This window comes from Flavobacterium sp. 1, from assembly GCF_002797935.1.
Lineage (GTDB): Bacteria > Bacteroidota > Bacteroidia > Flavobacteriales > Flavobacteriaceae > Flavobacterium.
This window is the reverse complement of sequence record NZ_PGER01000001.1, coordinates 1,518,174-1,545,029: the sequence shown is the minus strand read 5'-3', so window position 1 is coordinate 1,545,029 and position 26,856 is coordinate 1,518,174. Positions and strand designations below refer to the sequence as shown.

At 33.3% G+C, this 26,856-nt stretch carries 17 protein-coding genes and 1 pseudogene; 17 read left to right on the top strand and 1 reads right to left on the bottom strand.

The window, feature by feature from the left end; translation table 11 throughout:
• Positions 1-4 precede the first annotated feature (4 nt).
• The 17 genes from CLU83_RS06305 to CLU83_RS06230 all read left to right on the top strand — a co-directional run bounded on the left by CLU83_RS06305 (position 5) and on the right by CLU83_RS06230 (position 26,619).
• Positions 5-1,570, top strand: coding sequence for a TolC family protein (locus CLU83_RS06305; protein ID WP_100430822.1), 1,566 nt, complete (start codon positions 5-7; stop codon positions 1,568-1,570).
• Between the two features lie 12 nt (positions 1,571-1,582).
• Entirely contained in the window at positions 1,583-2,845 is a 1,263-nt protein-coding gene (locus CLU83_RS06300; protein WP_100430821.1) for an NHLP bacteriocin system secretion protein, read from the top strand.
• 8 nt (positions 2,846-2,853) lie between these two features.
• On the top strand, positions 2,854-5,052 hold the full coding sequence (locus CLU83_RS06295; RefSeq protein ID WP_100430820.1) for an NHLP family bacteriocin export ABC transporter peptidase/permease/ATPase subunit: 2,199 nt from the start codon (positions 2,854-2,856) through the stop codon (positions 5,050-5,052).
• Positions 5,053-5,062: 10 nt separating this feature from the next.
• Positions 5,063-7,960, top strand: coding sequence for an NHLP bacteriocin export ABC transporter permease/ATPase subunit (locus CLU83_RS06290; protein ID WP_100430819.1), 2,898 nt, complete (start codon positions 5,063-5,065; stop codon positions 7,958-7,960).
• A 2-nt stretch (positions 7,961-7,962) separates the two neighbouring features.
• Positions 7,963-9,099, top strand: coding sequence for a hypothetical protein (locus CLU83_RS06285; RefSeq protein ID WP_100430818.1), 1,137 nt, complete (start codon positions 7,963-7,965; stop codon positions 9,097-9,099).
• A 470-nt stretch (positions 9,100-9,569) separates the two neighbouring features.
• On the top strand, positions 9,570-9,893 hold the full coding sequence (locus tag CLU83_RS22250; protein WP_198512259.1) for a hypothetical protein: 324 nt from the start codon (positions 9,570-9,572) through the stop codon (positions 9,891-9,893).
• A 543-nt stretch (positions 9,894-10,436) separates the two neighbouring features.
• Positions 10,437-13,175, top strand: coding sequence for a substrate-binding domain-containing protein (locus CLU83_RS06270; protein WP_100430816.1), 2,739 nt, complete (start codon positions 10,437-10,439; stop codon positions 13,173-13,175).
• Between the two features lie 230 nt (positions 13,176-13,405).
• The gene (locus CLU83_RS06265; RefSeq protein ID WP_100430815.1) at positions 13,406-14,764 is read left to right on the top strand and encodes a sugar porter family MFS transporter; all 1,359 of its coding nucleotides are present in this window, start codon (positions 13,406-13,408) and stop codon (positions 14,762-14,764) included.
• A complete protein-coding gene (locus CLU83_RS06260; RefSeq protein WP_100430814.1) occupies positions 14,727-16,334 on the top strand; it encodes a glycoside hydrolase family 32 protein in 1,608 nt (535 codons plus the stop codon). The genes CLU83_RS06265 and CLU83_RS06260 overlap by 38 nt, the downstream gene beginning before the upstream one ends.
• 17 nt (positions 16,335-16,351) lie before the next feature.
• Complete coding sequence (locus tag CLU83_RS06255) at positions 16,352-19,456, top strand: TonB-dependent receptor (RefSeq protein ID WP_100430813.1); 3,105 nt, start codon at positions 16,352-16,354, stop codon at positions 19,454-19,456.
• 22 nt (positions 19,457-19,478) lie between these two features.
• Positions 19,479-21,170, top strand: coding sequence for a RagB/SusD family nutrient uptake outer membrane protein (locus tag CLU83_RS06250; protein ID WP_100430812.1), 1,692 nt, complete (start codon positions 19,479-19,481; stop codon positions 21,168-21,170).
• 19 nt (positions 21,171-21,189) lie between these two features.
• Entirely contained in the window at positions 21,190-22,587 is a 1,398-nt protein-coding gene (locus CLU83_RS06245) for a DUF4960 domain-containing protein (RefSeq protein WP_100430811.1), read from the top strand.
• A gap of 21 nt (positions 22,588-22,608) precedes the next feature.
• Positions 22,609-24,165: a glycoside hydrolase family 32 protein gene (locus CLU83_RS06240; protein ID WP_100430810.1), complete on the top strand. Its 1,557-nt coding sequence runs from the start codon at positions 22,609-22,611 to the stop codon at positions 24,163-24,165.
• Positions 24,166-24,188: 23 nt separating this feature from the next.
• Positions 24,189-25,109, top strand: coding sequence for a carbohydrate kinase family protein (locus CLU83_RS06235; RefSeq protein ID WP_100430809.1), 921 nt, complete (start codon positions 24,189-24,191; stop codon positions 25,107-25,109).
• Between the two features lie 553 nt (positions 25,110-25,662).
• The gene (locus CLU83_RS22025) at positions 25,663-25,824 is read left to right on the top strand and encodes a DUF1016 family protein (RefSeq protein ID WP_157802012.1); all 162 of its coding nucleotides are present in this window, start codon (positions 25,663-25,665) and stop codon (positions 25,822-25,824) included.
• 9 nt (positions 25,825-25,833) lie between these two features.
• Positions 25,834-25,995 (top strand): DUF1016 N-terminal domain-containing protein, encoded by a 162-nt coding sequence (locus CLU83_RS22795; RefSeq protein WP_157802169.1) that lies wholly within the window; start codon positions 25,834-25,836, stop codon positions 25,993-25,995.
• Positions 25,996-26,112: 117 nt separating this feature from the next.
• Positions 26,113-26,619 carry a hypothetical protein gene (locus CLU83_RS06230; RefSeq protein WP_100430808.1) on the top strand — a complete coding sequence of 169 codons (507 nt, stop codon included), beginning with the start codon at positions 26,113-26,115 and terminating at the stop codon, positions 26,617-26,619.
• 98 nt (positions 26,620-26,717) lie between these two features.
• Here the strand turns inward: CLU83_RS06230 and CLU83_RS22790 are convergent.
• Positions 26,718-26,810: pseudogene (locus tag CLU83_RS22790) on the bottom strand (histone H1); the annotation flags it as partial.
• Positions 26,811-26,856 lie beyond the last annotated feature (46 nt).

Genomic DNA, 26,856 nt, shown 5'->3' with positions numbered 1-26,856 from the left:
AAATATGAGGAATTACTTTTTGTTTTGCATTTTATTGATTAGTAGTACTATTTTATATAGTCAGTCTAAAATTAAGTGCGATTTAATAGAGGTTTCAAGTATCGCATTTAATAAAAATCCAAATATTAAAATTGCTAATTACTCTATCGATAATGCCGAAGCTAATTTCCAAATTCAAAAAAGTATTTTTGATTTTAACTTAAATTCTGAAATTGCATATAAAAATGATAAATACAATCTTTTTACTGCTGATCCAAGAAATAAATACGTCGATAAAGCTTTAAGAAATAATTCATTAGATGTTTCAACAAGCTTACAAAAAAAATTACGTTCCGGACAAATAGCAGATGTAAGTTTAAATTATAATTATAACGATAGTAATTATCCATATAACAATTTTAATGAGTTTGTTGGCCCTTTTTATGGTAATCATTTTAGCACTGTTAATCTTCAATTAACTCAACCTCTTTTAAGAGGAAGGGGAGCAAAGATAACTACAGCGTTAGAAAAAGCTTCTGTTTTTTATATTAATAAAAGTAAATATGATTCTGAATTTACCAATTCTTATGAAATTGAACAAATTGGTATTGCCTATTGGAATTACTATACTTCGTATAAGAGTCTGGCAATTTATATTCAAAATGAAAATAGGGTAAGAGAGGTATTAAATATGACTATTGAACTTGTAAAAGCTGATAAAAAACCAGAAAGTGATTTAGCTCAAGTCAATGCCGATTTAAGCAATCAGGAAAGGTTAACCGCTGCTGCAAAACAAGATCTATATAATACACGATTAAATTTAGGACGGGTTATAGGTTTAATCGATGAGGAGAGTCAAAGATTGGATATTCCTATTAATGACTTTCCAACTATTTTAGAATCTGGGTATGATGGTACTATTAATAAAGATGCACTTATTAAAATTGCTAAGGATAATAGAGCTGATGTAAAGGCAATTGAAGAAGAATATAAAGCAATAGAGCTTCAATACTTGGTAGCAACAAACAATCTAAAGCCTCAATTAAATTTATCAGCATTTGCTTTTTATGGAAGTGCAAGTGTTGGAAATGGTGTTGAAAAATCATGGTCTTCTCTTATTAACCATCAAGGTCAGGATTTAGGAGGTGGAGCTAAACTAACATTTTCTTTTCCACTGAATAACAATCTGGCAAAAGGGAATTATTCAATAAGTAAAATCGCTTTGCAAAATCAATCCACAATAAATGAAAACACTCATAGAAATATTGAATTGAATATTGATATAGCTATTAATAACCTGATTAATAATGCTCTAATTGTTAAAAAATCAGAAGAAGCTTTTAGTTTTTGTCTAAATGCATATAATAATGAACAGATAAAGTTTCAGGCAGGTTTGACAACTCTTTTAAATTTAATGATATTTCAAGAAAGACTTACTTCTTCAGAATTACAGAATTTAAACGCACAGCAACAATTTTCAAATGCAATACTAATTCTTAGACATGAAACCGGGACTCTTATTTCTAAAGAGAACCTTGGGTTTAAAATTACTCAAAATGCATTTTATACTATTCCTAACACAGAAAATTAAAATATATAAATTATGTCAGCATCTTTTTTTAGAAAATCGGCATTAGAGAAACTTTCTACTCCAGAAAAATTGGATCAGTTGATTAAGGTTACCGGGACAAAAGCCTGGATAGCTCTAATTACAATTATAGTGGCAATTTTTACAGCCTTAATGTGGTCATTTATGGGTACCGTAAAAACAAAGTTAGATGTAGTTGGAGTTGTATTAGGTGGAGACGTTCATGAAGTAGTTGCTACTGCACAAGGACAATTAGTAGAGTTAAAAATAGCCATAGGTAATAACGTTAAAAAAGGAGATATTATAGCTACAATACGACAACCAGAACTATTTCAACAAATAGAAGATGCAAAAGTGGTATTGTCAGACAGAAAATTTGAAATGGAAAAGCTAACGTCTTACGGAAATCAAGGCGCTCAATTACAAGGTCAAATAATTAGTCAATCACGTGTAAGTATTACAGGCGAAATCGAATCAGAAAAAAAGAAAATCGCATTTCTGAATAATCAATTGGAATCAGAGAATATACTTCTTGATAAAAGTTTAATAACTAAATCTCAAGTTGCAAATACAAAACAACAGATAGAGGCTGCAAAAAACACAATCGAAAGATTAAAAGGACAAATCGTAGAAACATCCAGTCAACAAAATAATTTGGGATTTGATATACAACAGAAAGTTACATTACAAAGACAAAGAATTGCAGAAGCTGCAAGAAATCTTCAGTTTTTAACTGAAAAATATGACAATCAAAGAAATGTAAAAAGCCCTTATGACGGAGAAGTAGTTGAAGTTTTAACCGATGCCGGAATTGTAGTATCAGCTGGATCTCCATTATTTAAACTTAAAAATACACTTAACACAAAACAATCACAACTAAGAGGAATTCTTTATATCCCTTCCAAAGATGGTAAAAAAATTAAAAAAGGAATGGAAGCTCTAATTGTACCTTCGACCGTGCAGCCTGAAGAATATGGTTTTATAAAAGGGAAAGTAACGTATGTATCTGATTTCCCGATAACCCAGCAAGGAATGCTAACCTCAGTTAAAAATGATCAACTTACAAAGCAACTTTTAGTAGGTGGTCCTTTGTTTGAGGTTTACGTCGATTTTGAAAAGGACCCTGTATCGTATAGTGGTTATAAATGGACTTCTGCTAAAGGTCCCGATATTTTTCTGAAAGAAGGCACATCTTGTTTAGGTAAAATTACGATCAAACAAGAGCCTCCTGTAACACTAGTTGTTCCTGCATTTAAGAAATTTTTTGACCTATATTGATCTATCAAATGAAAAATAACACAAACTTACTTATAAAAAAACAAGCTAAACCTGTCAAAGTGCCGACTGTTTTACAGATGGAAAGCGTTGAATGTGGTGCTGCAGCTTTAAGTATTATTTTAGGACATTTTGGCAAGTTTGTTCCATTAGAAAAATTGAGAATAGCTTGTGGGGTATCACGAGATGGATTGAAAGCTACTAATATCTTAAAAGCTGCTAAAGAGTATGGATTAGAAGCAAAAGGATATGCTAAATCTATTGAAAAACTAATGCAATTAGAAACTCCATCGATTATCTTCTGGAATTTTAACCATTTTTTAGTTCTGGAGGGTTTTACAAAAAAGAGAGTCTACCTTAGTGACCCGGCACAAGGGAGGTATTATGTGAGTCATAATGAATTTGACGATTCTTATACAGGTGTGGTTTTAACCTTTAGTCCTTCAACAGAATTTGAAAAAGGAAATCATAAAAAAGGATTAAAATCATCTTTGATTTCAAGAATTGCTAATTCTAAGTTAAGTGTTATCTACATTGTTATAGCAAGCTTGTTTTTAGTAATTCCTGGTTTAGTAATTCCTTCATTCCTTAAAATATTTATAGATAAATATTTAATTAATAATTTCTCAGGTTTTGTAATGCCTCTTTTACTAATTATGGGTGTAGTTCTAATTGTTAATGCTTCTTTAGTTTATCTCCAGCAATACTTTTTACTTAAATTAGAAACAAAACTTGCATTGGTAACTTCCAGTAAATTTCTTTGGCATGTTTTTCATTTACCAATTGCTTTTTTTACTCAAAGATACAGTGGCGAAATAGGTAATCGAGTCTCATTAAATGATAAAGTAGCAAAACTGTTAAGTGGGGATTTAGCCAACGCTGCATTAAATGTTATTGTTGTGATTTTTTATGCAATTTTAATGTTCTCCTATGATGTTACCCTGACTTTAATTGGTGTTTTTATGGCAGCACTAAATGTTGTCGCCTTAAGGTATGTTTCAACAGCTAGAAAAGACGGAAGTCGAAGATTAAGTAATGAAATGGGAAAGTTATTAGGTACTACAACCTCGGGAATTAGTATGATTGAAACATTAAAATCCTCTGGTAGAGAAAATGATTTTTTTACTAATTGGATAGGATATTTGGCTAAAGTAATGAATGCTCAACAAGAATTTGGATGGTTGACAATAAGGCTTAATATACTTCCAAATCTAATTTCATCTTTAACAAATACTTTAATATTAGGAATTGGTGCATTAAGGATAATGGAAGGAGAAATGACTTTAGGAACTTTAGTTGCTTTTACTTTTTTAATGAATAATTTTATTACTCCGGTAAACCAACTTGTATCAGTAGGAGCCATGCTGCACGAAACAGAAAGCGATATGGCACGCATTGATGATGTAATGAACTATGAAATTGACAAACAATTTATAGACAATGAAGATGAAAATATCCAAAAGACAAAGAATCAATTTATTAATAACAAATTGATTGGATACTTCGAAATGAAGAATGTGACTTTTGGATACAGTCGGACCATGCCTGCATTAATAGAAAACTTTAATTTAAAATTAAGACCCGGAAGCAGAGTGGCATTAGTTGGAGGTTCTGGGAGCGGAAAGTCAACCGTTGCAAGGATAGCTTCGGGACTTTATGATCCATGGGAAGGAGATATCTTACTTGATAATAAAAATAGAGCAGGTATACCCAGACATATCATTACAGAATCATTAGCGGTAATAGACCAGGAAGTCCTGGTGTTTAATGGTACTATTAAAGAAAATATTTCTTTTTGGGACACCATGATTCCTGAAAAAAACATTATAAATTCAGCAAGAGATGCTGACATTCATGATGTTATTGCAGCTAGAAATGATGGATATGAAAGCTCTGTATTAGAAGGCGGTTCGAATTTTAGTGGAGGACAGCGCCAGCGAATTGAAATTGCCAGAGCTTTAGTCTGCAACCCTACAATTTTAATTATGGACGAGGCTACCAGCGCATTAGATTCTACCACAGAAAAAATTGTGATGGATAATATTAAGAAAAGAGGATGTACTTGTTTAATTGTTGCCCATAGATTAAGCACTATAATGGACTGTGACGAGATAATAGTAATGGAGTTTGGCAAAATCGTAGAACGAGGCTCTCATAAAGAATTATTAAAACTAAATGGTGTTTATGCAAAATTGATTGAAACAAAATAAAAATTAAAATATGTCAACGAAAGATAAAATAGGTATAGGAGTTGAAGAACCATTGATACTAAATAGTTCAGACAAATTTTGGATGGTGGTTTCTGGTGAAGTTAATGTGTTTTATGTTAGAGTTGATGAAAAAGGAGAATATTTATGCGCGTTAAAATATCTTTACTCTGCAAAAAAAGGGGACTTATTATTTAGTTTACTATCTCCTGACTGTAAGGATGATATTCGTTTAATTGTTTTTTCTAACGAAGCTAATTTACTATCTATAAATAAACACGAACTCATTACTATAGATCATTTCTTTCTAAAAGGTATGATTGATAAATGGATATTAAAAACTTCATTTAAAATTAATTCAAGTAATGCTCCAAAATCTTACAGCACGTTAGAGAACTATAATGATTTTATTTTAAATCAAAACACTATAGCATACCCTTCTCAGGGAATAAATTGGGTAAGTTTAATTCATGGACAACTTTCCGTTTTCTCAGAACAGGAAACAATTAACTCTGACGATACCCTTAAATTTCCAATTCCTGTTTGTAATAAGTTATGGGTTAAATCAATGTCTGAATTTTCTGAATTAAAATTGATAAGTACCAGAGAAGTTTTAGAAGATGAAATTAATTTTTTAATTTCCTTAGAAAAATTACAAGCTTATTTTTACAATCAGCTTTGCAAAAATATTGAGATCAATAGTTTGTTCGAAAACAATAACCTAAATGATAAATTAATTCATCAGGAAGAAGAATTAAAAAACACTTTAGAAAAAATAAAATCTATAGTTACGGGTAGTAAAAAAAAATTACATCGCACGAATAATAAAAAGCAAAACATACTGTATTTAACATGTCAATTAATTGGAGAACATGCTGGCTTTAAATGTGAAGAGCCAAAACATTTTGAGTCAGATATACATAACGCAAACAATCTGCTATATGCTATTGCTCAAAGTTCTAAAGTAAGAATACGAAAAATTATTTTGAGAGATGTGTGGTGGAAAGATGAAAATGGGCATTTATTAGCATTTATAAAAGAGTCTGATGAGCCTGTTGCTCTTATACAGCAAAATTCTACAACTTACATAATCAAAAATCTTTCAAAAGGAACTGAAACTGTTGTTAATAATGAAATAGCCGAATCTTTAAATCCTATAGGTTATATGTTTTTTTCTGGATTTGATATAAAAATGGATTCCATAAAAAAAGTATTAAGTTTCGCTATGAATGGTGTGAAAAAAGACGCGAAACTATTATTAATTGCTTCTTTAGTCGGAAGTCTAATTGGTTTATTAATTCCTGTATTATCTGGGATGATATATGATGATGTAATACCAACTGCAGATAAATCCATACATTTAGAAATCTTTACGATTATGATAATTATAGGTTTGGTATCTGCCGGACTGCAACTTACTCAAGGAGTCCTACAAATGAGAGTAGAGTCAAAATCAAGTATTAACCTACAAGCCGGAGTGATGGATTATATACTTCGCTTACCTGTAACTTTTTATAAAAAATATACTGCTGGTGATCTCACAAATAGAGTTTTAAGTATTAATTCAATTAGACAAATCCTTTCTAATACACTTATGACGGTAGTACTTAGTGGGGCATTCTCATTTGTTAATTTATTACTTCTCTTTTATTATGATTCGAGTTTAGCATGGGTAGGAGTTGGACTTGTTTTAATTGCTATTGCTTTTATGGTTTTAATGGGCTGGCTAAAATTGAAGTATGATCGAGAGGTGTCTAAATACGAAGGAGAAATTCAAGGTTTCCTTTTCGAATTTTTATCTGGAATTAGTAAAATAAGAATAACCGGAGGTGAAAAAAGAATTTTTTCTTTATGGGGTGATAAGTTTTCAAAATTAAAAAAATTAGGATTTAGTTCGGGGAGTTATCAAAACTTTGTAGAAGTTTTTAATAGCTCTTATCCTCTTTTTACAAGTATATTATTTTTTTCATTTATATATTATACAGTTTTAAATTCTCAAAATTCTGGAATGTTATCTGTAGGATCATTTATGGCTTTTATCATTTCCTTTAATAAATTTTTAAATGATAGTTTAAGATTAAGTATGGCATTTATTTCTTCACTTAGCGTTATTCCTTTGTACGAAAGAGTAAGGCCAATTTTAGAAGAAAAACCAGAATCGATTGAAGAAAGCATTGATCCAGGAGAATTAATGGGTGAAATTGAACTGAATTCTATATCTTTTAGATATTATGAAGATCAGCCGCTAATTTTAAAAAATGTTACATTTAAAATAAAACCGGGTGAAATGGTTGCGTTTGTAGGCGCGTCTGGCTCTGGGAAATCAACAATTATGAGACTTCTTTTAGGCTTTGAACACCCTGAGTTAGGTTCTATATTCTATGATGGTAATACATTTGACGCAATGAATAAGGAACTTACAAGGCGACAAATAGGTGTAGTGTTGCAAAATGGAACGCTTATGTCAGGTAGTATTTATCAAAATATTGTTGGTAATTCAGAATTAACATTAGAAGATGCTTGGGCCGCAGCACGTATGGCTGGTATGGAAGATGACATAAAGAATATGCCAATGGAAATGCATACATTTATTAGTGAAGGAGCAGGTACATTTTCAGGAGGTCAAAGACAAAGATTAATGATTGCCAGAGCAATTGTTCATAAACCCAGATTATTATTTATGGATGAGGCAACAAGCGCTCTTGATAATAAAACTCAAAATATTGTTGCAGAAAGTTTAGATAAACTTCAAGCTACCCGCATAGTTATTGCACATAGGTTGAGTACTATAAAAAATGCTGACCGTATTTTTGTTTTGGAAAAAGGAGAAATCAAAGAATCAGGAACTTATGATGAGCTAATTCAAATGGAAGGTTTGTTTACAGAACTTGCTAAACGTCAAATTGCCTAACAATGGTAAATCAATCATCTCCTTTAAAAAAAGAAGAACATCTCATTAATATTGATCTTTCTGAGGAACTCAAAACCTACTTATCAAATAATTTTAAATCAAAAAAAACAATACCACCTTTCGAAAATGAAATAGGTATTAAATACTGGGAAGATTTTGCAAAAAAAATTACTGCGGATAAATTATTATTTAATGAATTAAAAAAATGCTATCTTCAATTAAATTTTCCAATAGAAATTGGCATCGAAAAAACAGAATTTTATAAAAATATAGTTTTAAGGGGAAAAACAGAAAATATAAATTTACCTTTTTCACTAAAGCTAAGCGATCCTAAAAATATAGCTTTTAAAATTCATAAAAGTATTGCAGGTAAAATACCAATAGTAACGGTCCCAAATAAAGAAGACTTCACAACAATTATACAATCACTATTATATAAAAACAACCCCAAACATGTTCCGCAATCTATGGGTGCAGTATTAATCAATGGAATCAATAACTGGGAGAGATTAATGATTTTAAAAAACGATTGGTTAACAACTAACACTTCTGAAAATTGGGTCAAAGAGTTTTCTTGTAATGTTTTGCCAAATAAGAGCTTATATAAAGATAAATTAATTATTCTAAGCACAAAACCCTATAGTAATGTAGCGGCAAAGCAATTGGGTTTGAATAAAAGTTTATGGTTATCCTATTCCATTTCGATAAGAGAAGAACACGAATGTACACATCTATACACTCTTAAAAAATTCGGGGTAGCATCAAATAACCTGCACGATGAGTTAATTGCAGATTATATAGGAATTGTAAAAACTATTGGACATTACAATAAATCATGGATGTTAATATTTATGGGACTTGAAGAGTATCCTAAATATAGGCAAGGAGCAAGGTTAGAAAATTATTTATTAGACAATAAATTATCTCAAGGAGACTTTAAACAATTAATTAAAATAATTAAAAATGCAATTGAAAATATTTCTATTTTTGATAAAACTCGCGGAAAGTTACAATCAAATCTAGATCAAATGTGCAGAATAGATGCTCTTTGTGAAACAAGTTTAGAAGAATTATCATCTGCAAATGGAGCTTCTTTACTTATTGATAATTATAATAAAAGGTTGGAAAAGGAAACTTAATTTTAGTTTATTAATCTTAGGTCTGGCTGCGTTTAGTATTTATTCGGGTATAAAACTGCGCAGTAAAAAGAAAGAATTAGAAAAAACAAACATTAAAATTGGAAACCAAAAAGATGAAATCGAATTATACGCAAATAAATTAAAAATCAGTAATGAAGCTAAAATTAATTTTTTCACATGACTTTCCCATGAATTTCAAAATAAAAATAATGCTGTAAAAAAAGATTTAGATTTAATGTATAATAATTCTAAAAAGATTACTTCGTTTAATAAATCAATTACTCGATTTTAGAAAAATAAAAAGTAAAAATTTTACTATAAAACAAGTAAAAATAAATCTTTATAATTTTTTAAAAAAAAATAGTTAAAGAGTTTGAAAGAGAGGCTTTAAGGAGAAATATAAAATTTTATTTTTCTACAAATAATAAAGGCTTAGAGGTATTATATATAGATCAAAATATTATAATTTATTGTCTAACAGTTTTAAGTTTACTCCTGATAATGGCAGAATTGAAGTGTTTATTGTAGAGGAGAAAGAGATATCGCATCAACAATGGCATAGTATTGTGTTAGCTCCAAACATTCGATCCAGTGACCTATTTATAAAATTTGAAGGGAATAGCAATGGAGGAAATGTAGATCAGTCCTTCAGGCAGGCATTAGAAAGCAATGAATCTCAAATAAGCTTTGATGCTTTACAGAATGCACACTCTTCAATTAACAGAGTATATGTATTGTGTGGAAATCGAACAGCATCATCCTCTGAACTTATTATCAATAACCTCAAACCTTAAATGTCATCACCACAGGTTTTCCAATAGAGGATGATCGAATTGCGGGACGCAAAGGCTGGATATTATATCTTTCAATCTATAAATTGTTCAATGCAAGATATGGAGGTAGTTATTCTAAAGGGATAAATCCAACTGTCAATGCTAATGAACTTCTACAACCTGAAGTATTTCCGTTGGGTAACCCATCAGAAGTTTTGTTAAGTAAGGCAATAAATATCATATCTGGAAATACAAATAAAATAAAGACAGTTACAATACGATCATTGCCTCTTTCTACTATTAATACAGATGTTGATCCTTTATTAAGAGTTATGTCATAAACAAGCTTTTTAAAAATCAAACAATTTACCCCCACAACGGGTTTACAGATAATTCATTTCCACGTTTGGATACATAAAATAAAAGCTTAATTTTACTTTTTAAATCACATATTTCCTTCTTACTTGTCATTACAAAATAATCCTTCCTAATTATTTAGACAAGTTGCTGGTTCGAGAAGGTATTTTTAAGAATTCATTTTTATTTACATAAACTCATAATTTCATGTATCAATTTGTAAAATATATTTTGCTGCTTTTTTTAGCATCATTAAGTTTGGTTTCCTGTAAAGAAAAACAAGGAGACAAAATCGAAGTTGGTTTTTCTCAAGCTATGACAACTGATGACTGGCGTAAACAGATGAACAATTCCATGAAAATTGAAGCTTCTTTACGGCCTGGAGTCGATTTAAAAATTAGCGATGCCAACAATAATATCGAGAAACAAATAGAGGATATCGAAAGGTTTATAGCGAACAAAGCCGATATTATAATTGTATCTCCGATTCAATCAAAACCCTTGACGGCAGTTGTCGAAAAATCATTAAAAGCAGGAATCCCGGTTCTTGTGGTAGACAGAAAAATTGATGGCGAAAACTACACCGCCTATCTTGGAGCCGATAATATTGAAATTGGCAGAATTGCCTCCCGATATATTATTTCGCACAGTAAAGGTTCCGGTAAAATTATTGAAATTACCGGAGCAAATGGCTCATCGCCGGCATATGAGCGCAGTCTTGGTTTTGACCAGATCATTAATGAAAACAAGCGTTTTAAAGTCAGAAATACCATTCATGGCGATTGGGAAGGGGAGTCGGTCAAAGCACCTTTGAAAACAATTCTTTTACAAAATCCTGACGTTGAATACATTTTTGCTCATAACGACCGCATGGCATTGAGTGCTTGGGAAACTGCCAAAACAGTAGGACTAGAAAAGAAAATTAAATTTATTGGTGTTGATGGATTAAATACCGTTAATGGTGGTATCGAATTAGTAAAAAACGGGGTTTTAGACGCAACCATTTTATATCCAACCGGAGGAAATGAAGCATTGAAACTGGCGTTGAAAATGTATAATAAAGAACCAATTTCCAAAAATAACATCCTGAATACCATTATTATCGACCAGAATAATGCAGAAATTATCGAAAATCAAATGGATAAGGTCGATCAGCAGCAAGTGGTTATTGAGTCACAACAAGGAGCAATAAAAGTACAGGAAAGAGAATATGCCTCGCAGAACAACCTGGTTCGGCTGTTGAGTTTTTTCTTAGTGATTATTTTGAGTTTGACTATTTACAGTATTTATTCGACTATTTCTATTTCAAGAAAGAAAAAACAGCTTGAAAGAATCAATCAGACAGTAATTGACCAGAATCATGAAATTCAGGAAATGGCTAAAATTGCCGAGAGAAGCAATGAGGCCAAATTGAATTTTTTTACCGGACTTTCGCACGAATTTAAAACTCCTATAACTTTGATTATGAGTTATGTGGAATCTTTAATTGAAAATGAAAAAATTAAAGGAACTGTTCTTATTGAAGAAATAAAACTGATCCATAAAAATTCTAACAGATTGTTACGATTAATAAATCAGTTGCTGGATTTTAGGAAAATTGAAGAGCGAAAATTTACCTTAAGAGCCTCAAATACCAAAATTTATGATTTTACAAACGAAGTAATGAGAAACTTTAAAGGTGAAGCTGCCCGCAGGAATATTGATTTTCAGCTTACTTGTAAAAATAAAAATCTGGAGTTATTTATTGACAGAGGATTAATGGATAAAGTTTATTTTAATTTGCTTTCCAACGCCTTTAAATTTACACCTGACAATGGAAAAATAAATATTTTCATTATTGAAAATCAGGGTAAAACAGTTAAAATAAGTTTTAAGGATTCTGGAATTGGAATCCCTGAAGATGAATTGTCTAATGTTTTTAATCCATTTTTCAGAGCTTCAAATAATAATAAAAACAGTTCAGGAATCGGACTTCATTTGTCAAAAGAATTCGTGCTCTTGCATAAAGGGACTATTGAATTAAAATCCAAGCAGGGAAGTGAGTTTGTGATTACTTTATTAAAAGGGAACAGTCATCTGCAGCCGTCTGAAATCATAAATAGAGCCGAAAACATAAGCATTGCTCCGAATTTGATAACTGATAATTTAGATATAGAATCTGATAGTAGACAGGTACATGTAATTTCTGAATCAGAAAAATATTCTCTTTTGGTTATTGAAGATAACATCGATTTGGTTACATTTCTGAAAGCTAAATTAGCTAACGAATATGTAGTTCATACCTCAGACGGAAGCGATGCTATTGAAAAAGCAATGGAAATTATTCCGGATATCATCATTTGCGACATTAATTTAGTTGATAAAGATGGCTATGAAATTAGCAAAGAACTGAAGAAAGATCTGCGTACTTCACACATTCCAATTATTATTCTAACGGCACAAAGCAACAAGGAATCTGTTTTAAAAGGATTACAGAGTGGTGTGGATCAATATCTTACGAAACCTTTTAGCCTTTCGATTTTAAAACAATCTATCTCCGGTTTGCTTTTCAACAGGGAAAAACTTCGTTATTACTATACTAATAATATTTACCGCATTGAACCTGAATCAAAATTTGGCAATCAGGAGCAATCTTTCATTACCAAAATGAACGATATCATTAAATTGAATGTTGATGATCCTAAATTCTCTGTTGAAGATTTAGCCGATAAACTAAGTGTTTCCAGAGTTCAGTTATATCGAAAGGTAAAAGCGATTATCGGAATTAATATCAGTGATCATATTAATAATGTAAAATTGGAGAAAGCTGCAGAGCTTTTAAAGTCAAATGATATGAATATTTCTGAAATTGCATACTCACTTGGATTCTCTTCTCCAAACTACTTTTCTACAGCTTTTAAGAATAAATTTGGAATTTCACCAAAGGAATATAAATTTTCAAATTGATATTGGTTTAAAATTGATGCAAATCAGGTATCAATTTTAAACCTTATGTAACAAAATCGAAACTACAAGGTTTTCGTAAATATTTTTTAATTTCTGTAATCCCTTGTAGATAAAGGCTTTGAGTTATAATTGTCAGACTCTCAGTAATTGAACAATTAAATTGTAACATCATTAAAAATAAGTTGTTTTTTTTGCGGATATCTTAGCAATAAGTTTTTAATACATCTACAATGAACAAGATATTACTTTGGTCTGTTACTGCTGCACTGGCAGGTTTTCTTTTCGGTTTTGATACCGTAGTTATTTCTGGAGCTGATAAACAATTACAGCTTCTTTGGCAATCATCTGATGCTTTTCATGGATCTGTTGTTATGGCAATGGCACTATGGGGAACAGTTGTAGGTGCTATTTTTGGAGGAATTCCAACTAATAAAATAGGACGCAAAAAAACACTGTTGTGGATCGGAATTTTATATTTTGTTTCGGCCATAGGTGCTTCTTTTGCAGATGATCCTTATGTTTTTGCATTTTTCAGATTTATAGGAGGTTTAGGTGTTGGTGCATCAACCATTGCTGCTCCGGCTTATGTTTCTGAAATTGCTCCAGCAGACAAACGTGGACGATTAGTAGCTTTGTACCAGTTTAATATTGTACTGGGAATCCTAATTGCCTTTATATCCAATTACTTTTTAAAAGATATAGGAGAAAATGCTTGGCGCTGGATGATTGGAGTCCAGGCTATTCCATCGATTATCTATATTCTTTTTATACTTACGATTCCGGAAAGTCCGAGATGGTTAATATCTAAAAATCGGGATGAGGAGGCACGCAAAGTGTTGTTTAAAATTGATCCGTCTGCAGACCTCAAAGACATAATGGATGATTCGAGAGAAAATGGTGTTACCAAACATGAAAATATTTTCATGAAAAAATACCGTTTCCCATTAATGCTGGCTTTTTTTATTGCATTTTTTAATCAGTTTTCGGGAATTAATGCGTTTTTATATTATGCACCAAGAATTTTTGAAGAAGCAGGTTTAGGACAAAATACAGCTTTATTGAGCAGTATTGGAATCGGGATTACAAATCTTATATTTACTTTAATCGGTGTGGCATTAATTGACAAATTAGGAAGAAAGTTGTTAATGTACATTGGTTCTGTCGGATATATTATTTCGTTGGGATTAGTCTCTGCTTCTTTTTATTACAATTGGGGAGGGTTATCAGTACCTATTTTCCTTTTCTTATTCATTGCTTCGCATGCTATTGGTCAGGGAGCCGTTATATGGGTTTTCATCTCAGAAATTTTTCCAAATCACATTCGTGCTTCAGGACAAGCTTTTGGAAGTTCAGTGCACTGGGTTCTGGCAGCGATTATTCCATCTTTAATCCCGATGCTGTTTTCAGAAATCGGCCCTGAAGTTGTCTTCTTAATTTTTACTTTGATGATGGTGCTTCAGTTGCTGTTTGTAATCTTTATGATGCCGGAAACCAAAGGAATTTCTCTGGAAGTATTAAGTGAAAATCTAACTAAAAAAAATACCAAAAAAAATGAAATCAAAGAAACATCTACCGCTGGCATTTTGTAGTGCAGTACTGCTCTCCATTGGAAGCTGTAAGCCCTATTCGGCTGCTGCACAAACAACTGCTGTTTCGGTATCAGCTTCTGTTGAGGAACAATTGTACCGCCCAAATTTTCACTATACGCCAAAAAAAGGCTGGATGAACGATCCCAATGGAATGTTCTATGCTGACGGACAGTATCATTTGCTTTATCAATATTATCCTGATGGAAATAAATGGGGACCAATGCATTGGGGACACGCCATTAGCATAGATTTAATTAAATGGGAAGAACAGCCTATTGCAATTTATCCGGATAAAGACAAATATATTTTTTCAGGAAGTGCAACAGTAGATATAAATAATACATCAGGTTTAGGAACTGGAAAAATGACTCCGATTGTGGCGATTTATACTTTGCATGATATGGCAAAGGAAAAAGACAACAAGATTGATTTTGAACAGCAGGATATTGCGTATTCGAACGATAACGGTTTTACATGGCAGAAATTTGAGGAAGGAAATCCTGTCATAAAAAACCCTGGAATTCGTGATTTTCGTGATCCTAAAATGAGTTGGGATGGAATGCATAAACAATGGATAATGGTTCTTGCAGCACAAGACCGAGTGCAGCTTTATAAATCCAAGAATCTTAAAAACTGGGAATATTTGTCGGATTTTGGAAAGAATATTGGCGCTCATGGCGGAGTTTGGGAATGTCCTGATTTTTTTCAGATGAAAGTGGAAGGAACGAATGAAATCAAATGGGTTTTAATTCAGAGTTTGAATCCAGGCGGTGCAAACGGAGGTTCAGGAACTCAATATTTCATTGGGGATTTTGACGGCACCACTTTTACTTTAGACTCTAATTTTGCAAAAAGAACAGAACAAGAAAAAGCGGTTTGGCTGGATTATGGAAAAGATAATTATGCTGGTGTGACTTGGAATAATGTTCCAAATTCTGACGGAAGAAAATTATTCATCGGATGGATGTCCAATTGGGATTACGCACAGCAAGTGCCCACATTTATTTGGAGAGGAAGCACTACTATTGCGCGCGAAATTAAATTAGTAAAAAAAGGAAGTGCATACAGCTTGATAAGCAATCCCGTAAAAGAAATCGATAAATATATTTCTAAAACCATTAAAGAAAAATCATTAAAAGGAAAAGGAAAACTAGACTTTGTAACGGCTGGAAAGATAGATTTGACTAAAGCAATTGTCAATTTTGATTTAAAAAATCTGAAACAGGACACTTACACTTTTATCCTTTCTAATACACTTGGAGAATCCTTGACTTTCGGAATCAATAATTCAGATCATTATTTATTTGCAGATCGTTCCAAATCTGGAAAGACTGATTTCTCTGAAAAATTTGCTTCAACAGTTACCAAAGCAGCTTTAGAAGGAGAGCAGAAAGATGCTGCTTTTAAAATTGTTTTGGACAAAACATCAATTGAACTTTTTTATAACAATGGCGAAAAAGTAATTACCGAAATCTTTTTCTCAAATCAGCCATTTACTTCTCTTTCAGTTTCTTCAAACCAAGAAATTGAATTGAGCAATCTCGTAATTAACCAATTAAATATAAACTAAAACCAAAACCACAAACCATGAAAAGTAAAATTATTTATTTTCTAATTTTCTTCTTTCCGATGCTGATAATGACAGCACAGGATGGGGGAATTAAAGGGACGGTGATTTCGTCAGAAGACGGATTGCCTCTTCCAGGAGCGACTGTGACTATTTCTGGAACAAGCACCAGTGCATCAACAGATTTTGATGGAAAATTTTCATTGCCTGAAGTAAAATCAGATGCTGTAATTGTTGTTTCATTTATCGGATTTGCTCCGCAAACGATTACGCTCAATGGACAAAAAATACTGAACATTAGTTTAAGAGTAAATAACAATCAGCTTAATGAAGTTGTTGTAACAGGATATTCAAAACAAAAGAAAACCGATATTACTGGAGCTGTTTCTATTGTAAATATGAAAGATGTCATGAAGCAGCCCGAACCGAATCCTATTAAAGCTTTGCAGGGACGCGTTGCAGGGGTGAAAATTTCTTCTGATGGTTCTCCCAGCGGATCAAACACAAAAGTGGTGATTCGCGGTGTTGGTACTTTAAACAACACAGACCCTCTTTATGTGATTGACGGAATGCCGACTAAATCCGGAATGCATGAACTGAATCCAAATGATATTGAAACGATTCAGGTTTTGAAAGATGCTTCTTCAGCCAGTATTTATGGTTCCCGAGCTTCAAACGGGGTGATTATCATTACAACCAAAAAAGGGAAAGAAGGCAAAATGAGAATCAATTTCAGTACTTATACTTCAATTTCTGATTATGCCAGAAAACTCGAAGTGATGAATGCTAATCAATTTGGCCAGGCTTTATGGCAGGCAAATATTAACGACGGATTGGATCCAAATAACAATAACCTGCGCTACCAATTTGATTGGTCGGTTAATAATAATAAGCCGCAATTGAACAAAGTGTTGGTTCCTGAATATTTAGATGCTAATCAGACAATGAAATCATCAAACACTGACTGGTATGATGAAATTTCACAGACAGGAATAGCAAGTTCTTATGATTTATCAGTTTCCAATGCTTCGGATAAGGGAAATTATGTTTTCTCTTTGGGCTATTATGATAATGAAGGTGTTGTAAAAACAACAGATTTCGAAAGAATTTCTGCCAGAATGAACGGTTCTTATAAATATTTTGACGGAAAATTGGTAATAGGCGAGAACTTTAGTCTGAATCGTACCAATGAAGTTACAGATCCAGGTGTTTTAGATCCTGCACTTCGCGCTCTGCCAATTATTCCAGTGCATACTGTTGACGGAAAAGGATGGGGAGGCCCGGTAGGAGGAATGAATGACAGACAAAATCCAGTTCGTCTATTAGAATATAATAAAGACAATAAATATGATTATCTGCGTCTTTTCGGGAATATGTATGCAGATTTAGAGATTATCAAAAATCTGCATATCAAGAGCAGTTTTGGTATCGATTACGGTTCTTATAAAAAACGCACGCTGCAAAGAAGCTATCAATCCGGTTATTTGCAAAACAATCAGACATCGGTTACAATTGACCAATCGGTGAGCGATAAATGGACATGGAGCAATACTGCAATTTATAATTGGAAAATTGGAAAAAGCAATTTGAATCTGATGGCAGGAACAGAGATGTACAAAGATGTTTTTGATAACACTACTTTGCGCAAAAATGACTTTTTGATCGAAACGCCAGATTATATGTATCCTGATGCCGGAACTGGTGAATCGTTTACCAGCGGCACATCGACATTATATTCATTGCTTTCTTATTTTGGAAAAGCAGATTATGAGTTTGATAACCGTTATTTGCTTTCGGCTACAATCCGTCGAGATGGTTCTTCACGTTTTGGTAAAAACAATCAATACGGAACTTTTCCTGCGGTTTCAGCGGGATGGAGAATCAGTAATGAAGATTTTATCAAAAATAATGCTCCTGTTTTTTCTGATTTAAAACTTAGAGCAGGCTGGGGACAAACTGGAAATCAAGAAATAAGCAATACTGCTGTTTATAGCCTTTATTTGGCTAGTTATGCAGGCGGAAGCCCAACATGGGCAACATCTTTTGGAACTGCTTATGATATTGCAGGAAACGGAAACGGTTTGCTTCCGTCAGGTTTTATCGCAACACAATCAGGAAACGATGATTTAAAATGGGAGACAACTACTCAGACAAACATCGGTTTAGATTTTGGATTATTCAAACAAAAATTAAGCGGATCTGTTGATTATTACATCAAAAAAACGGAAGATATTTTGGTTTTACCACCTTATTTAGGAGTAATTGGCGAAGGCGGAAACCGCTGGGTAAATGGAGCTTCAATGGAGAATGAGGGATGGGAAGTTACTTTAGGATACCGCGATGAAACTTCATTTGGTTTGAAATATGATATTTCTGCTAATGTTTCGTCAAACAAAAACAAGATTACAGCATTACCGGATGAAGTTAGAAATAATTATGGAGGAAATGGTGGCGATGATAATATTTTAGGCCGTCCGATTAACTCTATGTACGGTTATGTTACTGACGGATTGTTTAAAAGTCAGGACGAAGTGGATAACTCGGCCAATCAGGATGGTAAAGGTCTTGGAAGAATCCGCTACAAAGATTTAAATGGTGATGGAACTATTACTGACAAAGACCGAACTTGGATAGGGAATCCAAATGCAGGTCTGCTATACGGATTTAACTTGAACTTATCTTATAAAAACTTCGATTTCAGCACTTTCTGGGAAGGAGCTAGTGATGTTGATGTAATTAATAACACAAAATATCAAACTGATTTTTGGAGTGTTGATGATGTTGGGTCTAACAAAGGAACCCGTTTGCTGAATGCCTGGTCTGTGGATAATTCAAATTCAACCATTCCGGCTTTGACAACAGTAGACAGAAATGCTGAATCAAGATTTTCTACTTATTATGTAGAAAACGGAAACTATCTTAAACTTCGTGTGCTGCAAGTGGGATACAGTCTGCCAAAAGATGTATTGAAAAAGATGAGTATCGAAAGCTTTAGACTTTACATCAGCGGCCAAAATTTATTAATTTTTGATGCTAAAAATTTCACTGGCGTAGATCCTGAAAATGCAGGATTTGGATATCCGCAGCCAACGACTTTTACAGCTGGGCTTAATTTTACATTATAATAAAAGATTAAATCGAAAAAACATGAAAAAAATAATATATATAGCAGGGTTTTTAGTGATGGGAATCATCTCTTCCTGTTCTGATTTTTTGGAAACTAACCCGCGCGGCGTATTATCTGAGGATGATATTGTTACACCAGAATCGGTAGAAGGATTTATGAATGCTGCCTACGCACAATTGGGGAATGATCATTATGATTCCCCTTACAGTTTGTGGCCTTTTGGAAATGTCCGTTCTGATGATGCCTATAAAGGCGGCAGCGGTACTAATGACATTCAGGATTTTCACTTTTTTGAAGTATCCAATAATATCAGACCTGATTTTGGTGAATTAGATTCTTTTTGGTACATCAGTTATGTGGGAGTTTCCAGAGCTAATAAAGCTTTGAAGGCTTTGGAGCAAATTTCGGAAGTGGATTATCCGCTGAAAAAAACACGTATTGCAGAAATGCGTTTTTTAAGAGGACATTTTTATTTTATGCTGAAAATTATGTTCCGAAATGTGCCATACATTACAGAAGATATTCCTGTAGAGGATTATAAAACGATTTCAAACAAAGCACTTCCGAACGAAGAACTTTGGAATAAAATTGCAGCAGATTTTCAGGCTGCAGCCAATGATCTGCCGGAAACACAGCCACAAGTTGGGCGTGCCACCCAAAAAGCCGCTTATGCTTACTTAGCCAAAACCCGTTTGTATCAGGCTTATACACAGGACGAAACCTATGCTGTTACAGGAATCAATACGCAGCATCTTCAAGAAGTAATTGCAGCTACAGATAAAGTAATTGGAAAAGCCACTTTGGAGCCTGATTTTGCTAATAACTTTTTACCTGGGACTTTTGAAAACGGTTCTGAATCCATTTTTTCTATTCAATTTTCAGATAACGACGGAACTTTATACGGGAGGTTAAATTTTTCGGATGTTCTTTCTACTCCTCAAGGGTTGGGATGCTGTGATTTTCATAAGCCAAGTCAAAACTTAGTAAATGCCTTTAAAACAGGTGCTGATGGTTTGCCTCAATTTGACACTTATAATAATCAGGATTTTGATTATAAAAATATAGATGCCAATACGGTTGACCCTAGATTGTACCATACGGTTGCAATGCCAGGTCTGCCATACAAATACGATCCTGAATTTTTATATGTTGAAGCATGGGTAAGATCTCCGGGAACTTATGGCTATTTTGCTTCTTTAAAGGAAAATGTGGCACCAAGCTGCAGCTGTGTTGTGAATATTGATCCATTTTACGGAAATTCAAAAAACAGAATACAAATTCGTTATGCTGATGTGATTTTGATGCGTGCTGAAGCTTTGATTGAATTAGGAAGACAAGCCGAAGCTTTACCGTTAATCAATCAGATTAGAGAGAGAGCGTCTCAAAGTACAGGAAGGCTTCCGTATGTGAAGAACTTTAAAATCAATACTTATGTTGACGGAGTTAACTGCAGCTGGACTAAAGATTTTGCCCGAAAAGCATTGCGCTGGGAACGCCGTTTAGAATTGGCTATGGAAGGAAACCGCTTTTTTGATCTTGTTCGCTGGGGTGTAACCGATCAAGTTATGAATGCGTTTTTTGATAAGGAAAAAACAAAACGCAGCTATTATCAAGATGCCTTTTTTGATGCACATAAAGAAGAGTATTGCCCGATTCCGTTAAAACAGATTAATTTCAGTCAGGGATTATACAAACAAAATTTAGGATACTAATCCATTTAAAAACATCAATATGAGAAAATTTATATATAAAATCTGGATGCAGGCGTCTTTGATACTGGCATTGCTTTTCATAGTAACAGCATGTGAAGACAGTTTCGAAAATGGGGGTTTTGATGTCAATTCACCTTCTAATGTTATTTCTTTTAAGCTAAAGGGAACAGCAGGAGAAATCGACCAGAAAACAGGAAAGATTACCGTTACGATGCCTTACGGATCTGATATTACAGATGTAATTCCAGAAGTTATTTTGGAAGCAGATGCAACTTCAAATCTTAATTTATCAGCGCCTGCCAATTTTACAAATCCAGTAAAATTTAGGGTAATAAATGGTAATCTGTTTAAAGATTATACCGTAACCGTAACCGTTTTGAGTCCAATTAAGAGTTTTAAAATTAATGGAATAGCTGCAGTAATTAATGATGTCAGCAAAACGATAACGATGACTCTGCCCGAAAATACTAATTTAACAGCACTGAAACCCGTAATCGAATTAACGGATGGAGTTTCTATTTCGCCGGCTTCAGGAGCAACGGTTAATTTTACAAACCCGGTAACTTTTGTGGTAACATCAAATGGAAAAAGCGTTAATTATACTGCTAATGTTGGTGTACCGGTAAAAGGTTTAGTAGTTGCCTTTTTAGGAACAGCTGCAACTAGAGCTGAAATAACAAATATGGATGAAATTACAGCTTCAAACTGGCTGTTTGAAAATTTCACAGGAGCTAAATACATATCATTTGATGCTGTTTTAAAGGGTGCCGATTTGAGTGATATCGATGTGATTTGGTGGCATTTTGATTCGGCGACTAACTTGCCTGCTGCAGCATACAATCCTGCGGTAACAGCAGCACTGAAAAGCTTTAGAACTAATGGAGGGAATCTATTGTTAACTTCATTTGCTTCACAATATGTAGATGCTTTAGGAATTGTTCCTTCTGGAAAAGGACCTAATAATGTTTTTGGAGATTTTCCTCCTAACGGATTTGTAGATGGAAATTCATGGGGAATGTCATTCGTAGGACATGAGAATCACCCAATCTTTGCAGGTTTGGTGACTTACGAATCTGGAAAAGCTAATTTACTGCAAAGCGGTACTTTTAGATTAAATCACACTGCCTGGTGGTTTTTACCGGAATGGGGAGGCTACGTAAACGGAGAAGGCTGGAAAAATCAAACTGGCGGAACAAACTTAGCCAGTGAAGCCTGGGATAATGCTCTTAACGGAAGAGTTACTATTGCTGAGTTCCCGAATACAGGAACCGATAAAAATGCAGTCGTGATTTCGATGGGAGCTTATGATTGGTATAACGAGGCTAATAGCAGCGGGGTGCCAAGTCAGGCCAATGAGTTTATTGGCAATATCAGACTTTTGACGCAAAACAGCATCAATTATTTAGCTGAAAATTAATTTAATTTGAAAACAATAAAAATGAAATATAGAAACATAATAGTATTGGCTTCCATTTTCTTTTCGGCAGTTTCGTGCAGCGAGGAAGAAACTTATATTGGAGGTTCAATCTCAGGAGGTGAGTCAGAAATGACAAGTATTTACCCCGCACCGCCCTCTCAATGGATGGGCGGAACCGACCCGTATTACAGCGCAGGTTATACAGGAGATATTATGCCTTTTTTTGACAACGGAAAATTCCATATCTATTTCCTTCATGATGCCCAGAATAAACCTGCGGGCAAGGGTTTTCATGATATCCATAAATATTTAAGTACCGATTTGGCTCATTTTACCTATGAAGGACAAATGATCCCATTCGGAAAAGCTACTGATCCTGATTTTGCCACTGGCACAGGGTCAGTTGTAAAAGTGGGTAATCTTTATTACTTTTATTACACTGGTCACAATGGAACTCCGGCTTTTTTGCAGTCAAATGCGAGAGAAAGCGTTTTGTGCGCTACTAGTTCAGATTTGGAAAATTGGACAAAAGTACCTTCTTTCAAATTAACAGCACCAGCTGGGTATTATAACTTTGATTTTAGAGATCCGCATGTGTTTTATAACGATGAATTAAAGAAATATTCGATGTTAGTAAGCACGCAGACGGAACCTGGTAGAAAAGCGGTTTTACTGCATTTCACAAGTGCCGACCCAGCGTCTGGGAAGTGGGATGTTCAAGCTCCAATTTACACCACAACCCCTGAAGAAAATTATTTAATGATGGAATGTGCTGATATTTTTAAAATGGGAAATTATTGGTATTTGATGTTTTCAGAAAACTGGAGCGGCAATAAAGGAACGCATTACCGAATGGCAACATCAATTAACGGGCCTTGGCTGACGCCAAAAAATGATATGATTGACGGTGAATATTTTTATGCCGGAAAAACAGCTTCAGACGGAAATAATAGATATGTTTTTGGCTGGAATGCCAGAAAAACGCCTGAAAATGATTCAGGGAATAAAGATTGGGCAGGGAATATGGTTACCCATCAGTTAGTACAAAATGCTGATGGAACTTTGGGCACTCAGGCACTGCAGTCAGTAAAAGATTTGTTTTCTAAAAAGACTGTCAGTACAGAAGTGGATGCAACATCAGGAAATGCAAATGCAAATAATGGAACATATACTTTGTCAAGTGCAGCAGAAAAAGCCATGATAACATTTAAGCCTATTGGAAAAAAAGCAAAAATAAAAGCGGAAGTTACATTAGGGAAAACAAATGGAACAGCTGGATTTGTTTTTCATACGAATGATACAGGAAGTTATTACAAAATTGTTTTTGATATTGCTCAAAGTAAAATTGCGGGGTATAATTCAGCTTCTCAGGAAACGGCAAGAATTCCTTTTCAGTTTCAAGCAAATGTGAAATATGATGTTGAAATAATTACAGAAGGAAGCACAGCAGTTCTTTACATAAACGGTAAGATTGCATTAACAAACCGTATTTACGGCAGAGATAAAAATAAATGGGGACTGTTGTCTGAAGGACAAAATGCAGTGTTTACAAATCTTCAGGTTACACAGCCCGAATAACATTAATACAAAATAATTGAAAAATGAACAGCGAAAAAAACCTTAAGGCGGTGGCCTACGGAGAGGTGCTTTGGGATGTCTTTCCAACTCATAAGAAAATAGGCGGAGCACCATTAAATGTAGCACTTAGAATGAAATCGTTTGGTGCAGAATCAGCGATTATCAGTAAAGTAGGTTCCGATGCCGATGGGGAAGAAATTGTTTCTTTTTTATCTGAAAAAGGAGTTGATACCGATATAATTCAAACTAGTGAAGAGTATAAAACTGGAGTAGTTAATGTGATGATTAATGAAAAAGGGAATGCATCCTATGATATTTTATATCCTTCTGCATGGGATAAAATAACACTGAATGAAGATATTAAGAAAAAAGTTTCTGATTCGGATGTTTTTATTTTTGGAAGCTTAATCTGCAGAGATGAAGAATCCAGATCAACTTTGAATGCTTTATTAGATGAAGCAAAATATAAAGTTTTTGATGCTAATTTAAGAGCTCCTTATTATACAACTGACGTCTTAATTGAGCTTATGATGAAAGCAGATTTTATCAAGCTTAACGATGAAGAATTGTTTGAAATAAGCAGAAAATTGGATTCCCCTTATAATTCTTTTGAGCAGAATATTAAATTCATTGCTGATAAAACAAATACAAAACAAGTATGTGTTACTAAAGGGGCATTTGGTGCAGTTTTGTACTATGATAAAAAGTTTTACTATAACAGCGGTTATTTTATTAAAGTTGTAGATACAGTTGGTGCAGGGGATTCTTTTTTGGCTTCACTAATAGTAAGACTGCTAAAAGGGAAGTCACCTCAAAAGTCATTGAACTATGCTTGTGCAATTGGGGCTTTAGTCGCCGGAAAAGAAGGCGCGAATCCCAAGATTTCTGAAGATGTAATTAGGGATTATATGAAAATTGAGAAAAAAAACACTATTAATAAATAGTTTTTCACTATCCCATAAAGTGATCAGGCTGAAAAGTTAAGGTTTCGATTTTATAATAGAAACCTTGGCTTTTCAACTATCACTTTTTCTTATTTTTAAGGATATTATTTTTTGGTACTATTGGATTGGCCCAAACCCATTTTTCGGTTCTCTAAAATATAATGCAAAAGCAGACTTCGGAGAGAAATTATTTAATTTTAAAAGTCGAATATCATATTCTTTTATTTATATTTAGCAAAAAAAGCCGATTTTCTTAGTGAAAATCGGCTTTTAATTTTTAGCGTTTGACAACGAAATCAGTTTTAATACATATTTTTATAAAAACAAGCCATTGTGAAATATAGAAAAATCACTGTTGCTATTTTGGCATTGGAAATAGAAAAGGATAATTTAAGTGCTAAAATTCTGGTATTAATTTAAATTAGGGAACATCGGTTCGAGATGCTGCAAAAAAGTGTGTTATTTAATTCTCCACTATTATGGGAGAATTAACAACTAAAGTAAATCATTACACTGCCTTGAACTCATTTCAAGATTTTAAACTGTATAGAAAATGAACAACGAAATAGAAATATACAAAGGATTACTAACTAACATAAAAAATAGAGTTCGCCAAGGACAGCTAAAAGTCAATCTTGCCACCAATGCCGAATTGTTAGCAACCTATTGGGATATTGGTCGAATGATTCATTATCAGCAACAGCAAAAAGGTTGAGAAAAAGGCATTATCCCGAAGGTAGCAATCGATTTAAGAAACGAACTCTCTGAAGTAAAAGGATTTTCCGAAAGAAATATAAGAGCGATGGTTTCTTTTTATATTGAATATTCTAATTTCTCAATTTGGCAACTACCCGTTGCCGAATTGGAAACTGACTCAATTGGGTAAAAAAAGTAGATGAATCATAGATTTATATTATAATTGGTCAATATAAGGTTCGTTTTGAGATTTATATATAAACTGATAGTAGAGGCAAAGTGAAACTAAAAACTGATAAAAAACATAATGGAAAAATACTTACGACAATTAATTTCAATAGAATTTGAAGACAAAAAAGATATCTTTAGCGGTTTTCTTATTGATTGGACGGAAGATTGGATTTTACTAAAAAACAATCCTGTTGACTTCATAATTGATGGTTATACAATATTAAAAAACAAGAATGTAAAGTCCATTATTCAAGACAAGGATCATGAATTTACAGAAAGAGTAATTAAGCTTAAAGGTTTAAAAACAAGTGCGGAGGAAATAATTCCGCTTAAAGATTTGTCTTCAATTATAAATTTTCTGGCAGACAAATATGAGATTTTTCAGATTGCAAAAAAATCAGATAAAGCTGTTTATCTCGGTAAACTCATGGAACTGAATGAGGAAGAACTGGTAATAGATTTTATGGGAACCGAAGGAGAATTTGATGGCGAAATGAGTTTTAAACTCGATAAAATAAGAGTTATAGAATTTGATACCGATTATATCAATTCTCTCAAACTGATTGTTGCCAAAGAAAAATAAAAGAAAAGGACTTTTATGTAAACACTAAAGATTGAGCTTTATTTTATAGACCGAAGAAAATGAAAAAAAAACCTTAAGAAATTCCAAAGGGCTATAAATCAAACTCTTAATTTTTTTGATTCTTCAACAGAAACTTTTCTAAGCTCTTTTAAAAGTTTTTCCAATTCCAAAGTCGATTTACGGGTTTTGGAGTGGTGGCTTTATTTTCTTTGAAAGAGTACTGACTGTTAATCTTTA

Bases quoted from the DNA above. Each gene is read 5' to 3' on its own strand.
- CLU83_RS06300 (WP_100430821.1), top strand. From the start codon at position 1,583: ATGTCAGCATCTTTTTTTAGAAAATCGGCATTAGAGAAACTTTCTACT.
- CLU83_RS06240 (WP_100430810.1), top strand. From the start codon at position 22,609: ATGAAATATAGAAACATAATAGTATTGGCTTCCATTTTCTTTTCGGCA.
- CLU83_RS22025 (WP_157802012.1), top strand. From the start codon at position 25,663: ATGAACAACGAAATAGAAATATACAAAGGATTACTAACTAACATAAAA.
- CLU83_RS06265 (WP_100430815.1), top strand. From the start codon at position 13,406: ATGAACAAGATATTACTTTGGTCTGTTACTGCTGCACTGGCAGGTTTT.
- CLU83_RS06285 (WP_100430818.1), top strand. From the start codon at position 7,963: ATGGTAAATCAATCATCTCCTTTAAAAAAAGAAGAACATCTCATTAAT.
- CLU83_RS06305 (WP_100430822.1), top strand. From the start codon at position 5: ATGAGGAATTACTTTTTGTTTTGCATTTTATTGATTAGTAGTACTATT.
- CLU83_RS06295 (WP_100430820.1), top strand. From the start codon at position 2,854: ATGAAAAATAACACAAACTTACTTATAAAAAAACAAGCTAAACCTGTC.
- CLU83_RS06260 (WP_100430814.1), top strand. From the start codon at position 14,727: ATGAAATCAAAGAAACATCTACCGCTGGCATTTTGTAGTGCAGTACTG.
- CLU83_RS06235 (WP_100430809.1), top strand. From the start codon at position 24,189: ATGAACAGCGAAAAAAACCTTAAGGCGGTGGCCTACGGAGAGGTGCTT.
- CLU83_RS06230 (WP_100430808.1), top strand. From the start codon at position 26,113: ATGGAAAAATACTTACGACAATTAATTTCAATAGAATTTGAAGACAAA.
- CLU83_RS06245 (WP_100430811.1), top strand. From the start codon at position 21,190: ATGAGAAAATTTATATATAAAATCTGGATGCAGGCGTCTTTGATACTG.
- CLU83_RS06290 (WP_100430819.1), top strand. From the start codon at position 5,063: ATGTCAACGAAAGATAAAATAGGTATAGGAGTTGAAGAACCATTGATA.
- CLU83_RS06255 (WP_100430813.1), top strand. From the start codon at position 16,352: ATGAAAAGTAAAATTATTTATTTTCTAATTTTCTTCTTTCCGATGCTG.
- CLU83_RS06250 (WP_100430812.1), top strand. From the start codon at position 19,479: ATGAAAAAAATAATATATATAGCAGGGTTTTTAGTGATGGGAATCATC.
- CLU83_RS06270 (WP_100430816.1), top strand. From the start codon at position 10,437: ATGTATCAATTTGTAAAATATATTTTGCTGCTTTTTTTAGCATCATTA.